General features: G+C 63.3%; 13 protein-coding genes. All 13 read right to left on the reverse strand.

Annotated elements, in window-relative coordinates; genetic code table 11:
* Positions 1-30: 30 nt before the first annotated feature.
* The 13 genes from lepB to rpmF all read right to left on the reverse strand — a co-directional run bounded on the left by lepB (position 31) and on the right by rpmF (position 12,642).
* Positions 31-1,005: a signal peptidase I gene (lepB, locus tag CA2_RS00385; protein WP_042411314.1), complete on the reverse strand. Its 975-nt coding sequence runs from the start codon at positions 1,003-1,005 to the stop codon at positions 31-33.
* Between the two features lie 11 nt (positions 1,006-1,016).
* Positions 1,017-2,825, reverse strand: coding sequence for a translation elongation factor 4 (lepA, locus tag CA2_RS00390; RefSeq protein ID WP_042411317.1), 1,809 nt, complete (start codon positions 2,823-2,825; stop codon positions 1,017-1,019).
* Positions 2,826-3,242: 417 nt separating this feature from the next.
* Positions 3,243-4,766 carry a DegQ family serine endoprotease gene (locus tag CA2_RS00395; RefSeq protein ID WP_439708923.1) on the reverse strand — a complete coding sequence of 508 codons (1,524 nt, stop codon included), beginning with the start codon at positions 4,764-4,766 and terminating at the stop codon, positions 3,243-3,245.
* Between the two features lie 247 nt (positions 4,767-5,013).
* On the reverse strand, positions 5,014-5,631 hold the full coding sequence (locus CA2_RS00400) for a sigma-E factor negative regulatory protein (RefSeq protein WP_042411322.1): 618 nt from the start codon (positions 5,629-5,631) through the stop codon (positions 5,014-5,016).
* A gap of 41 nt (positions 5,632-5,672) precedes the next feature.
* Positions 5,673-6,302 (reverse strand): RNA polymerase sigma factor RpoE, encoded by a 630-nt coding sequence (gene rpoE / locus CA2_RS00405; RefSeq protein WP_042411650.1) that lies wholly within the window; start codon positions 6,300-6,302, stop codon positions 5,673-5,675.
* A 77-nt stretch (positions 6,303-6,379) separates the two neighbouring features.
* The gene (locus CA2_RS17840; protein WP_052369775.1) at positions 6,380-6,829 is read right to left on the reverse strand and encodes a hypothetical protein; all 450 of its coding nucleotides are present in this window, start codon (positions 6,827-6,829) and stop codon (positions 6,380-6,382) included.
* A gap of 99 nt (positions 6,830-6,928) precedes the next feature.
* Positions 6,929-8,173, reverse strand: coding sequence for a beta-ketoacyl-ACP synthase II (gene fabF / locus CA2_RS00415; RefSeq protein ID WP_042411323.1), 1,245 nt, complete (start codon positions 8,171-8,173; stop codon positions 6,929-6,931).
* A gap of 42 nt (positions 8,174-8,215) precedes the next feature.
* The gene (gene acpP / locus CA2_RS00420; protein WP_019575021.1) at positions 8,216-8,455 is read right to left on the reverse strand and encodes an acyl carrier protein; all 240 of its coding nucleotides are present in this window, start codon (positions 8,453-8,455) and stop codon (positions 8,216-8,218) included.
* 105 nt (positions 8,456-8,560) lie between these two features.
* Positions 8,561-9,298: a 3-oxoacyl-ACP reductase FabG gene (gene fabG / locus CA2_RS00425; protein WP_042411325.1), complete on the reverse strand. Its 738-nt coding sequence runs from the start codon at positions 9,296-9,298 to the stop codon at positions 8,561-8,563.
* Positions 9,295-10,239 (reverse strand): ACP S-malonyltransferase, encoded by a 945-nt coding sequence (gene fabD / locus CA2_RS00430; RefSeq protein WP_042411328.1) that lies wholly within the window; start codon positions 10,237-10,239, stop codon positions 9,295-9,297. Before fabD ends, fabG begins: the two co-directional genes overlap by 4 nt.
* A gap of 61 nt (positions 10,240-10,300) precedes the next feature.
* Positions 10,301-11,278 (reverse strand): beta-ketoacyl-ACP synthase III, encoded by a 978-nt coding sequence (locus CA2_RS00435; protein ID WP_042411331.1) that lies wholly within the window; start codon positions 11,276-11,278, stop codon positions 10,301-10,303.
* A 6-nt stretch (positions 11,279-11,284) separates the two neighbouring features.
* The gene (gene plsX, locus CA2_RS00440) at positions 11,285-12,337 is read right to left on the reverse strand and encodes a phosphate acyltransferase PlsX (protein ID WP_042411336.1); all 1,053 of its coding nucleotides are present in this window, start codon (positions 12,335-12,337) and stop codon (positions 11,285-11,287) included.
* A gap of 122 nt (positions 12,338-12,459) precedes the next feature.
* Positions 12,460-12,642 (reverse strand): 50S ribosomal protein L32, encoded by a 183-nt coding sequence (rpmF, locus tag CA2_RS00445; protein WP_042411339.1) that lies wholly within the window; start codon positions 12,640-12,642, stop codon positions 12,460-12,462.
* Positions 12,643-12,766 lie beyond the last annotated feature (124 nt).

Below are 12,766 nucleotides of genomic sequence, written 5' to 3' on the forward strand. Positions count from 1 at the left end.
CACAGAATCTTTGGATGACGCCCCGGGCGTTCAGTTGAAACTGCCGATGCGTTTGAGATTACCGAAATTCATCCAAACGAAAAAGGCCTTTCCGACAATGTTCTCGTCCGGCACAAAGCCCCAGTAGCGCGAATCCAGCGAATTGTCGCGGTTGTCGCCCATGGTGAAGTAGTGGCCTTCGGGCACCTTGCAGGTCACGCCTTCGACGGTGTAGGTGCAGTTCTCACGGAAAGGGAACTCGCTGGCGCCCTGGACAAAGGCTGGCATGCCCTTGGTGTTCAGCAGCCGGTGCGGCTTGTCGCCCAGTTGCTCCTCGAACTGCGCGAAGTAGCGCATGGCATCGGTGTCGAAGAAGTCGGGCAGGTCCTTGGTCGGCACTTCCTGGCCGTTGATGGTGAGGCGCTTGTTCAGGTAGGCCACGGTGTCCCCGGGCACCCCCACCACGCGCTTGATGTAGTCCAGCGTGGGCTGCGGGGGATAGCGGAACACCATCACATCGCCGCGCTGCGGGGCGTTGCCCTGCGTCACCTTGGTGTTGAGCACGGGCAGGCGGACGCCATAGGTGTACTTGTTCACCAGGATCAGGTCGCCCACCAGCAGGGTGGGGATCATGGAGCCGGATGGAATCTTGAACGGCTCGAACAGGAACGAACGCAGCACGAAGACCACGAACAGCACGGGGAACAGGCCGGCCGTCCAGTCCAGCCACCAGGGCTGCTTGAGGATGCGGGTCTCGCCCTCCGTGGTGTCGACCATGTCATGGCGTAGGCCTTGGCGCTCCAACTCGGCACGGCGCGCGGCGGCCTCGGCATTCAGGCGCTCGGCCTCCTTCTTGCGCTGGGGCCAGAAGTAAAAGCGCTCGGCCAGCCAGTACAGGCCGGTGATGAAGGTGGCCAGGAACATCAGCAAGGCGAAGTTGCCTTCGATGGCACCGGTGTACCAGGCACCGATGTAGCCCACAAAAGCGGCCAGGATGACCGCGGTGATCCACTGCATGGCTTGCATGAGTTTCCTTGTTAGTCTTCGACCTGCAGGATCGCCAGGAAGGCTTCCTGGGGCACTTCCACCGCGCCGATCTGCTTCATGCGCTTCTTGCCCGCCTTCTGCTTTTCCAGCAGCTTGCGCTTGCGGGTGATGTCACCGCCATAGCACTTGGCCAGCACGTTCTTGCGCAGGGCCTTGACGGTCTCTCGCGCAATGATGTTGGCGCCGATGGCGGCCTGGATGGCCACATCGAACATCTGGCGGCTGATGATCTCGCGCATCTTGGCCACCACGGCACGGCCGCGGTACTGCGACTGGCTGCGGTGCACGATGATGGACAGCGCATCCACCTTCTCGCCGTTGAGCAGGATGTCGACCTTGACCACGTCCGAGGCACGGTACTCCTTGAACTCGTAGTCCATGGAGGCGTAGCCGCGCGACACGCTCTTAAGCTTGTCGAAGAAGTCCAGCACGATCTCGCCCAGCGGCATTTCATAGGTCAGCATGACCTGGCGGCCGTGGTACTGCATGTTCATCTGCACACCGCGCTTCTGGTTGGCCAGGGTCATCACCGGGCCGACGTAGTCCTGGGGCATGTACAGGTGCACGGTCACAATCGGTTCACGCACTTCCTCGATGCGGCCGGCGTCGGGCATCTTGGAGGGGTTTTCCACGTCGATCAGTTCGCCATCGCCCTTGAGCACCTGGTAGACCACGCTGGGCGCGGTGGTGATCAGGTCCTGGTCGAACTCGCGCTCCAGGCGCTCCTGCACGATTTCCATGTGCAGCAGGCCCAGGAAGCCGCAGCGGAAGCCAAAGCCCAGCGCCTGCGAGACTTCGGGCTCGAACTGCAGCGCCGCATCGTTGAGCTGCAGCTTTTCCAGCGCATCGCGCAGCTGGTCGTATTCCGAGGCTTCCGTGGGGTACAGGCCGGCGAATACCTGGGGCTTGACTTCCTTGAAGCCGGGCAGCGCCTTCTCGGCCGGGCCCAGGTTGTTCGGCAGCTTCTTTTCCAGGGTGATGGTGTCGCCCACCTTGGCGGCCTTCAATTCCTTGATGCCGGCAATGATGTAGCCCACCTCACCCGCCTTCAACGCATCGCGCGGCGAGTTGGCCGGCGTGAACACGCCGACGTTGTTGGCTTCATAGGCCGCGCCCGTGGCCATCATCTTGAAGCGCTCGCCCTTCTTGAGCTGACCGTCCACCACGCGCACCAGCATCACGACGCCCACATAGGGGTCGAACCAGCTGTCCACGATCATGGCGCGCAGCGGCGCGTCGGGATCGCCCTTGGGCGCCGGCACCTTGGCCACGATGGCTTCCAGGATCTCGTCGATGCCCATGCCGGTCTTGGCCGAGCAAGGGATGGCGTCGCTGGCATCGATGCCGATCACGTCCTCGATCTCGGCCTTGGCGTTGTCCGGATCGGCCTGGGGCAGGTCCATCTTGTTCAGCACGGCGAACACCTCGACCCCCAGGTCCAGCGCGGTGTAGCAGTTGGCCACGGTCTGGGCTTCCACGCCCTGCGAGGCATCGACCACCAACAGCGCACCTTCACAGGCCGACAGCGAGCGCGAGACTTCGTACGAGAAGTCCACGTGACCGGGGGTGTCGATCAGGTTCAGGTTGTAGACGTTGCCGTCCTTGGCCTTGTACTGCAGCGCCGCAGTCTGTGCCTTGATGGTGATGCCACGCTCTTTCTCGATGTCCATCGAGTCCAGCACCTGCGCCTCCATCTCACGCTCGGCCAAGCCACCACAGCGTTGGATCAAGCGGTCGGCCAGCGTCGATTTGCCGTGGTCAATATGCGCAATGATGGAAAAATTTCGGATGTGCTTCATCAACGATAAGCGTCTGTAAATAAAGGGGAAAGCGGGCTCTTGGCAAGAAAAAAGGGCGCGTCTTCAAGCGACGCGCCCTGAACCAACAATCTCTGGCAACTGCGATTGGTTGGATGGCCGATTGTAGGCAAAACTGCCCAAAATCCAAGCATCCATTTCCGATGGCTGGGGCATAGCTGGATGCCTCAAAACCACTTATCTACAATTTATCCACAGCTCCGTTGATCACTCACAGGCGGGGAACCGGGCCCTTGTCTGCTTTCCGTTCACAGCAAGTGCTCGCTCGTGCATGGCCTGTAGCCGCGCTCATTACTCGGGCATTCTACCCAAGGCCCCGGGTAAAACCCGGGAGGCCCTCAGTAGGTCAGTCCTACACAAGGAATAGCCTCCCCTGTACAGGACCGACAGGGCAGCGCTTTACTTGCCGTTGGGACGAATGAGAACGTACTGGGTCCACTCGCCACGGCGCACCAGCAGGCTCAGGGGCTTGCTCTTGTCCACCTTGGCCAGCACGGCCTCGAAGGCCTTGACGTTGCTCACTTCGCTGTTGGCGATCGCCAGCACCACATCGCCCTCGCGCAGGCCCGCACGGGCGGCCGCATCTGCGGCCGAGACGATGCGCACCCCGCCCTTGATGGCCAGCGACTTCTTCTGCGCCTCGGTCAGGTCGGCCACCACCAGGCCAATCTGCTTGGCCGTGGCCGTGGCCGTGGCCCCGGGGGAGGACTTGCCTTCGGCACGCGCCACCTGGGCCTCGTCCGGTTCCACCTCGGCCACGGTGATCGTCAGATCGCGCATCTGCCCGCGGCGGAACACGCTGATGCTGCTCTTGGTGCCAGGCTTGGTGTTGCCCACCAGGCGTGGCAGATCGGCGACCTTGTCGATGGACTTGCCATCGTATTTCACGATGATGTCGCCGGCCTCGATGCCGGCCTTGGCCGCAGGCGAATCCGGCTCCACCGCCGACACCAGGGCGCCGCGCGCCGTGCCCAGGCCGATCGACTCGGCCACATCCTTGGTCACCTGGCCGATCTGCACGCCGATGCGCCCACGCGTGACCTTGCCGGTGGCGCGCAGCTGATCGCTGACCCGCACCGCCTCATCGATCGGGATGGCGAACGAAATGCCCATGAAGCCGCCGGAACGCGAGTAGATCTGGCTGTTGATGCCCACCACCTCGCCGCGCATGTTCAGCAGGGGACCGCCCGAGTTGCCGGGGTTGATGGCCACGTCGGTCTGGATGAAGGGCAGGTAGTCGCCGGTGTCGCGCTGCTTGGCCGAGACGATGCCGGCCGTCACCGAGTTCTCCAGGCCGAAGGGCGAGCCGATCGCCATCACCCATTCGCCGACCTTCAGGCGGCCGACGTCGCCAATCTTCACCGCGGGCAGGCCCTTGGCGTCGATCTTGACCACGGCCACGTCGGTGCGCTTGTCCGAGCCAATGATCTTGGCCTTGAACTCGCGCTTGTCGGTCAGCGTCACGATCACCTCGCTGGCGCCTTCGACCACGTGGGCATTCGTCATCACGTAGCCGTCAGGGCTGAGGATGAAGCCGGAGCCCACACCGCTGGGGCGCTCCTCGCCCTCGTCGGCATTGCCCCCGGGCGTGCCCTGGCGGGGCACGTTCGGCACAGGCAGGCCGAAGCGGCGGAAGAACTCGAGCATGTCCTCGTCCATGCCGCTCATCGAGGGCTGGGTGGAGATTTTTTCCGTGGTGCGGATATTGACCACGGCGGGGCCGACGGCGTCGACCAGTTGCGTGAAGTCGGGCAGGCCCGTCACCAGCGGCGCGGTGGCCGGCGCGGTCTGCGCGTGGGCCGGTGCGATCAGCTGGTGGTCCGAAGCGCCCCACCACGCACCGGTGGCGGCACCCGCAGCAATCGCCAGGGACAGCACCGCGGCATGGATGGGCTTGGGTTGCATAGAAGGCATTGTGGTCATCCTTTCCAAAATCACAGCCTGCGCAGCGCGCAGTTACATCCTCAGAAAACCGCCACGCGATTTGGTTCCCGCATCCTGCGGTTTTTGCACGTGACAGTGGTGCCTGCAAGGCAAGGTGTACAGCAAAAAAAAGAGCGCATTGCGTGCGCTCTTTCTTGATTTCATGGTGTTTTACCGCTGAAACGCTTGATATTCAAGCGCAACCAGCTCACTTTTTTGTCAGCCAGACGCTCAAATCGACCAACGGTCACTGGTTAGCGGCCTGCGTGCTGCGCGCCGCAAAGCTGGCGTTGCGCAGGAAATCGGCGGGCACCTGCAGGGCTGCACGGTACTGCTGGTGACTGGCCATCAGGGCGTCCAGGCGCGGATCGCGCAGCACTTCGCCGTTCTCGGTAGCCACCACCACAGGCGCAGCGCCCAATCCATTGCTGGCCAGCTGGGCCCCCTGGCCGCCGGCCGGGGTGGTGCTCACCAGGTTCCAGCCCAGTGCCGCCACGGCGGCGACGGTGGCAAAACTGGCCGCCACCTTCCAGCGGAAGACCGAGGTGTTGGCCGCCGGGTCGCGCAGAGCCACCACCGGGGTCTGCTGCGCCAGGCCGGCTGTGACCTGCTCCAGCTGCGCGGGCTGCAGGCGCAGCGCCGGCTCGGCCGCCAGCTGCTGGCGCAAGCCGGACAGCAGGTCGTGCTGGCTGTGGTGCGCCAGGTCGGGCGAGCGCAGCACATCGCCGACCAGGTGGTACAGCTCCCAGCTTGCGCAGCCGTCGGCACTTTCCGCGCACGCCAAGGCCTGCTCCAGCTCATCGCCGTGGAGCTCGCCGTCCACCAGGGCGGACAGCAACTCCTTGTTCATCTCTTGTTCCATCATGGGTTCACCTGCTCACTGGCTTTTGACCGATGTCGCTTCCATCACCATCGCTTGCCCCCCTGCCGCTCCAGCAAGGGTTTGACACGTGCCGAGATGGCCTCGCGGGCCCGGAAGATGCGCGAACGCACCGTGCCGATGGGACAGTTCATGGCAGCCGCAATCTCTTCGTAGCTCAGGCCCTCGATTTCGCGCAGCGTCACAGCTTGGCGCAAATCTTCAGGCAGCGCTTCCATGGCCGCATTCACCGCGGCGGCAATCTCTTGCGCAGCCAAGACGGTCTCAGGCGTCTCGTCGGTGGTTGGTTCATGGCGAGGGCGGAAAGTTTCATCCTCGTCGTCGGAAATGTGTAACGCACTCTCCAGCACCACCGGGTCGCGCCGCATATCCACCAGGGCCTTCTTGGCCGTGTTGACGGCAATCCGGTACAGCCAGGTGTAGAACTGCGCTTCGCCGCGAAACTGGTGCAAGGCACGGTAGGCACGCAAAAAGGTTTCCTGCGCGATGTCCTGCACCAGATCCGGGTCGCGCACCATGCGCGCAATCAGGCGCTCGATGCGCCGCTGGTACTTGATCACCAACAGCTCGTAGGCGCGCTGATCGCCGGCGACGGTGCGCTCGACCAGTTGCAGATCGCTGTCAGAGGAAGAAGAAGGCGCAGAGGCAGATGTCATGAATGCGAAGTCTCGCGAGAACGCCTGGCCGCAGTGCTGCATCCGGCGCCCTCCCGGGCTGGGAGCGTCGGCACATCTTACGGAGGACGGGCTGGTGAATATACCGCACGCCGCACATCGTCCCAGGCATGCGGCGCCCAATCTCTCTGCAGCCAAAAGCGCTGGCCCCGCTGCGCGCTGCCGGGCCAGCGCAGCAACAGCAGCGACTGCCCGTCCAGCACCACCTGCACGCTCCCCGCCAGCACGGACGACGCCCCGGGCCCCTGCCAGGTCCAGACACGGCCATCCCACTGCAGCACCCCCACCGGCATCGCACGCCAGGCCTGCCAGCCCCATACGGCACAGCCACCCCAGATGGCCACCGCCCCCGCCATGCGCAGCCATTGCCAGCGGCCATGGCCTGCACCCTCGACAGCCCACAGGGCCAGAAGCACGGCCTCCAGGATCAGCACCGCCCACAGGCCGTTGCGCAACAGCGGCGCAGCGCGCAAGGGGTAGGTGACGGCAGGACTGTGGCGCTCTGACATGGCGGGCTCGCTAGCCAAGAAAAAACCCGCGGCTTGGCAGGCAAGCAGCGGGTTGTAGGGAGGTCACAGAAGGCATGCGTGCCCTTGTGCCGTCGGGGTTCAGATGCGCTTGAAGATCAGCGAACCGTTGGTGCCGCCGAAACCGAAGTTGTTCTTCAGCGCGACATCGATCTTGGCGTCCCGCGCCACATTCGCGCAGTAGTCCAGATCACAGTCGGGGTCCTGGTTCAGCAGGTTGATGGTCGGCGGAATCTTCTGGTCATGGAGGGCCATCACCGTGAACACGCTTTCCACGCCACCGGCACCACCCAGCAGGTGGCCGGTCATGGACTTGGTGGAGCTGACCACGGTCTTGTAAGCGGCATCGCCCAGCGCAGCCTTGATGGCGTTGCTCTCGTTCTTGTCGCCCAAGGGGGTCGAGGTACCGTGCGCGTTCAGATAGTTGATCTGGTCCGGGTTCACACCGGCATTGCGCATGGCATTGATCATGGCGCGGCGGGGGCCGTCCATGTTGGGCGCTGTCATGTGGCCAGCATCGGCACTCATGCCGTAGCCACCCAGTTCGGCGTAGATCTTGGCACCACGTGCCTTGGCGTGCTCGTACTCTTCCAGCACCAGCACACCTGCGCCTTCGCCCAGCACGAAACCATCGCGATCACGGTCCCAGGGGCGCGAGGCAGCCTGGGGATTGTCGTTGCGTGTGGAAAGGGCGCGCATGGACGCGAAGCCACCGATGCCCAGGGGGGACACAGTCGACTCAGCGCCACCGGCGACGACGATGTCGGCGTCGCCGTATTCAATCATGCGCCCGGCTTCGCCGATGCAGTGCAGGCCGGTGGTACAGGCTGTCACCACCGACAGGTTCGGCCCCTTGAAGCCGAAGCGCATGGATACGTGACCGGCCACCATGTTGATGATGGAGGCAGGCACGAAAAATGGGGTGATGCGGCGGGGACCGCGATTGGACAGTTCGATCTGGGTGTTCTCGATCAGGGGCAAGCCCCCGATACCGGACCCGATCACGCAACCGATGCGGGTAGAAAGATCATCGGACAAGGCCTCGCCCGTGGGCAGACCTGCATCCCTGACCGCTTGCTCCGCTGCCGCAATGCCAAAGTGAATGAAGGTGTCCATGGTGCGCGCATCCTTGGCGCTCATGTACTCCTCCACGTTGAATCCCTTGACCTCGCCTGCAATCTGGCAGGAGAAGTTCGAGGCATCAAACTTGGTGATGCGGTCAATGCCGGACTTGCCGGCCAAAAGATTGGCCCAGGCATCGGCCACCGTGTTACCCACGGGGCTGATACATCCCAGGCCGGTCACGACAACGCGACGACGGCTCATGCGTTCAAACCTTATTCTTATCGCTCGGTGCGTAAAGACCTATTAGGCCTTGTGGTGGGTGTTGGCGTAGTCGATGGCGTTTTGCACCGTCGTGATCTTTTCAGCATCTTCATCGGGGATTTCGATGCCGAATTCATCTTCCAGGGCCATCACCAGTTCGACCGTGTCCAGGGAGTCAGCGCCCAGGTCGGCCACGAAGGCCTTTTCGTTGGTCACTTGGGACTCTTCAACGCCGAGTTGTTCAGCAATGATTTTTTTGACACGTGCTTCGATATCGCTCATGGTTTCCCTCAGGGGGTTGTGAATGAACCCGCGATTCTAGCCGCTTCGAGGAACTTGCCTCTGTTCGGCCTGCCGTCGCGAGGAAACGGCTTAACTTTCGTTAATTTACATGTACATACCGCCATTGACATGCAATTCGTGGCCGGTGATGTAACCCGCGCCTTCGGAGGCCAAAAAGGCCACGGCATGTGCAATGTCGGAGGGCTTGCCCAGATCCCCCATGGGGATCTGAGAAGTCAGCGCCTTCTTCTGCTCTTCCGGCAGAACCGATGTCATATCTGTAGCAATGAAGCCTGGCGCCACGCAGTTCACGGTGATACCGCGGCTGCCCAACTCGCGCGCCAGCGCACGGCTCATGCCGGCCACGCCGGCCTTGGCGGCCGCGTAGTTGGCCTGACCGGCATTGCCCATCGCGCCGACCACACTGGTCACGCTGATGATGCGCCCAAAGCGCTGTTTCATCATCGGGCGAATAGCCGCACGGCTGAGTCGGAAAACAGCTTGCAGGTTGGTGTCGATGACGGCGGACCAGTCGTCGTCCTTCATGCGCATGGCCAGGGTGTCGCGGGTGATGCCGGCATTGTTTACCAGCACATGCAGGCCGCCGTCGGTCTTAAGGATGTCGTCCAGCAGGGCGTCCACGCCGGCGGCGTCGTTCACGTTCAGGTTCACGCCGCGGCCGCCCTTGGCAGCCAGGGTTTCGCCGATGCGGGCCGCGCCAGCATCGGTCGTGGCCGTGCCGATCACGGTGTAGCCGCGCTCGGCCAGCTCCAGCGCAATCGCGGCACCAATGCCACGCGAGGCACCGGTCACCAGCGCCACTTGTTTCTTTTGTTCGGTCATGCGAGCAATTCTTTCACTTCAGCCAGGGTGGCCGGGTCATACAGGGCCACGCCCACCAGGTCCGCGTCGATGCGCTTGGTCATGCCAGCCAACACCTTGCCAGGGCCGCACTCTACCAAATGCGTGATGCCACGGGCTTTCATGGCCTGCACGCATTCCACCCAACGCACGGGGCCAAAGGCTTGACGGTAGAGCGCATCGCGGATAGCAGCCGCTTCGGTTTGCACCGCCACATCGATGTTGTTGACCACGGGGATCTGGGGCACACCCAGCTCCAGCGCCTCCAGCGCCAGCTTCAGCTTTTCGGCCGCAGGCTTCATCAGGCTGGAGTGGAAAGGGGCCGACACCGGCAGCGGCAGGGCACGCTTGGCACCCGCTTCCTTGACGGCCGCACTGGCCGCCTCGACCGCGGACTTGGAGCCAGCGATCACGGTCTGACCGGGGTCGTTGAAGTTCACGGCTTCCACCACTTCAGCACCACCCAGTTGCGCCGTCACGGCAGCGCAGACTTCGCGGACCTTATCGGCCGGCAGGCCCAGCACGGCGGCCATGGCCCCCGTGCCCACGGGCACGGCCTCCTGCATGGCGGCGGCACGCAGGCGCACCAGCGGCGCCGCCTGAGCCAGCGTCAGCACGCCGGAGGCCACCAGGGCGGAATACTCACCCAGCGAATGGCCGGCCACCGCAGCAGGGGTCGCCCCGCCTTCAGCCTGCCACACACGCCATGCGGCGACACCAGCCACCAGCATCACGGGCTGGGTGTTGGTGGTCAACGCCAGGTCTTCCTTGGGGCCGTTCTTGATCAGCGCACCGATGTCTTCCCCCAGGGCGTCCGAGGCTTCCTGCAGGGTCTGGGCCACCACGGGGTGATCGCCCCAGGCATCCAGCATGCCCACCGATTGCGAGCCCTGGCCGGGAAAGACAAATACAAATTTGCTCATATTGCGGTCTCTCATTCTTCGTAAAAACAGGCTTAAACGCTTGCACAGCAAGCGCTTACAGCTACATATTCAAAAGCACCGCACCCCAGGTGAAGCCCCCGCCCACCCCTTCCAGCAGCACGGTCTGACCGGGCTTGACCTGGCCGTTGCGCACGCCATGGTCCAGCGCCAGCGGGATCGAGGCCGCCGAGGTGTTGCCATGCTGGTCCACGGTGACGATCACCTTGTCCATGGGCAACTTGAGCTTGCGGGCCGTGCTCTGCATGATGCGGATGTTGGCCTGGTGGGGAATCAGCCAGTCGATGTCGGCATCGGTCTTGCCCGCTTTTTCCAGCGTGGCACGCGCCGCTTTTTCCAGCACGCCCACGGCCAGCTTGAACACCGCCTGACCGTCCATGGTCAGCAGGGGCGAGCCCAGCACCTGACCTCCCGAGACGTTGCCGGGCACGCACAGGATGCCGACGTGGCTGCCATCGGCGTGCAGGTCGCTGGCCAGGATGCCTGGCGCGTCGGAAGCCTCCAGCACCACGGCACCGGCGCCGTCACCAAACAGCACGCAGGTGGTGCGGTCGCTGAAATCCAGGATGCGGCTGAACACCTCGGCCCCGACCACCAGCGCACGGCGGGCCCCACCGGAGCGGATCATGGCGTCGGCCACGGTCAAGGCATAGACAAAACCGCTGCACACGGCCTGCACGTCAAAGGCTGCACAGCCGTTGGCACCCAGCTTGTTCTGCAAGATGCAGGCGGTGGAAGGGAACACCATGTCGGGCGTCGAGGTCGCGACGATGATGAGGTCGATGTCCTGCGGCGCCAGGCCTGCGGCCTCCAGCGCCTTGCGCGAAGCCTCCAGCGCCAGATCGCTGCTGCTGGTGGCAGCATCGGCAAAGTGGCGCGCCTCGATGCCGGTGCGCTCCACGATCCATTCGTGCGAAGTCTCAATCCCACGTTCAGCCAGCTCGGCCGCCAAATCGTGGTTGGTCAGACGGCGCGGAGGCAGATAGCTGCCCGTGCCGGTAATGCGTGCGTAACGTGTCATCTCGTCTCAATCTGCCGCAGCAGCAGGCGCGGAAGGGGTTCCCGACGCCGCCAACAGCGTGGCCGCCTGGGCAATCCGACCTTGCACACGGTCTAGAAGGTTGTTGCGGGCTGCATCATAAGCGCGGTTGAGCGCATGCTCGTAAGCCGACTTGTCTGCGGAACCATGGCTCTTGAACACCAGGCCGCGCAGGCCCAGCAAGGCAGCGCCGTTGTAGCGGCGGTGATCCATGCGCTTCATCAGCGCTTTTAGCACCGGATAGGCCACGATGGCCGCAAGTTTCGTCAAGATATTGCGCTTGAATTCGGTCTTCAAACCACCCACGATCATGGCGGCCACGCCTTCGGAGGCCTTCAACGCCACGTTGCCGACAAAACCGTCACACACGACGATGTCCACGTTGCCCTTGAAGATATCGTTGCCTTCCACATTGCCGATGAACTGGATGGCCTTGGCATCACCCGCCGCGCGCAGCAGTTCGCCCGTGCGCTTGATGACTTCGTTGCCCTTGATGGCTTCCTCACCGATGTTCAGCAAGCCCACCGAAGGTTCGGCATGGCCGGCGTCCAGCGCTGTCACCAGCGCCGAGCCCATGACGGCAAACTGCAACAGGTGCTCGGGCTGGCAATCCACATTGGCCCCCAGGTCCAGCACCGTGGTGGCGCCACCCTGGTCGTTGGGCAGTTGCGTGGCAATCGCCGGGCGGTCGATGCCATCCATGGTCTTGAGCAGGTAGCGCGATACGGCCATCAAGGCGCCGGTGTTGCCGGCGGACACCGCCACCTGGGCCTTGCCATCCTTGACCAACTGGATGGTCACGCGCATCGAGGAATCCTTCTTGCGACGCAAGGCGACCTCGACGGCGTCGTCCATGGTCACCACTTCCGAGGCATGCACGATCTCGGCGCGCTCATGCGCCTGCCACCCCGCAAACGCTTGCGGCAGGCCGACCAGCAGCAAGCGCACATCCGGGTGGGTGGTGAGAAATTGGCGGCACGCGGGGAACGTGACGCTGGGGCCGTGGTCGCCCCCCATGCAATCGACTGCCAGTGTGATCATGAATAGCATTACCCGTCTGCACGAGACCGGCAACCAGTGACTAATAAATAAGCGGCATTAAAAAGCACAAAAGCCCGAGCTACAACAAAAGTAGCTGCGGGCCTTGGGTCAGCCGAGGCGAATTAGGCTTCGGACTTGTTCTTCAGCACTTGACGGCCACGGTACACGCCGTTGGGGCTGATGTGGTGACGCAGGTGCACTTCACCGGTGGTGGTTTCCACAGCGATGCCGGGCACATTCAGAGCGTTGTGCGAACGGTGCATGCCGCGCTTGGAAGGGGACTTTTTGTTTTGCTGAACAGCCATGATGGCTCCTGGTCTTGAAAGGGTTGGTGAAAAACGCGATCAGCCCATTAAAGACACGAGGGGGTTTCGCGCGAAGCCCCCGATTATAGCTCAAACCCTTGGAACAAAGCGAACCACCCCGCAA

This window comes from Comamonas aquatica NBRC 14918 (assembly GCF_000739875.1).
Taxonomy (GTDB): Bacteria; Pseudomonadota; Gammaproteobacteria; order Burkholderiales; family Burkholderiaceae_C; genus Comamonas; species Comamonas aquatica.

Excerpts from the sequence above, each read along its gene's own strand:
- acpP (WP_019575021.1), bottom strand. The coding sequence starts at position 8,455 with ATGAGCGATATCGAAGCACGTGTCAAAAAAATCATTGCTGAACAACTC.
- fabF (WP_042411323.1), bottom strand. The coding sequence starts at position 8,173 with ATGAGCCGTCGTCGCGTTGTCGTGACCGGCCTGGGATGTATCAGCCCC.
- CA2_RS00435 (WP_042411331.1), bottom strand. The coding sequence starts at position 11,278 with ATGACACGTTACGCACGCATTACCGGCACGGGCAGCTATCTGCCTCCG.
- rpmF (WP_042411339.1), bottom strand. The coding sequence starts at position 12,642 with ATGGCTGTTCAGCAAAACAAAAAGTCCCCTTCCAAGCGCGGCATGCAC.
- fabD (WP_042411328.1), bottom strand. The coding sequence starts at position 10,239 with ATGAGCAAATTTGTATTTGTCTTTCCCGGCCAGGGCTCGCAATCGGTG.
- lepA (WP_042411317.1), bottom strand. The coding sequence starts at position 2,825 with ATGAAGCACATCCGAAATTTTTCCATCATTGCGCATATTGACCACGGC.
- CA2_RS17840 (WP_052369775.1), bottom strand. The coding sequence starts at position 6,829 with ATGTCAGAGCGCCACAGTCCTGCCGTCACCTACCCCTTGCGCGCTGCG.
- CA2_RS00395 (WP_439708923.1), bottom strand. The coding sequence starts at position 4,766 with ATGACCACAATGCCTTCTATGCAACCCAAGCCCATCCATGCCGCGGTG.
- lepB (WP_042411314.1), bottom strand. The coding sequence starts at position 1,005 with ATGCAAGCCATGCAGTGGATCACCGCGGTCATCCTGGCCGCTTTTGTG.
- rpoE (WP_042411650.1), bottom strand. The coding sequence starts at position 6,302 with ATGACATCTGCCTCTGCGCCTTCTTCTTCCTCTGACAGCGATCTGCAA.
- CA2_RS00400 (WP_042411322.1), bottom strand. The coding sequence starts at position 5,631 with ATGATGGAACAAGAGATGAACAAGGAGTTGCTGTCCGCCCTGGTGGAC.
- plsX (WP_042411336.1), bottom strand. The coding sequence starts at position 12,337 with ATGATCACACTGGCAGTCGATTGCATGGGGGGCGACCACGGCCCCAGC.
- fabG (WP_042411325.1), bottom strand. The coding sequence starts at position 9,298 with ATGACCGAACAAAAGAAACAAGTGGCGCTGGTGACCGGTGCCTCGCGT.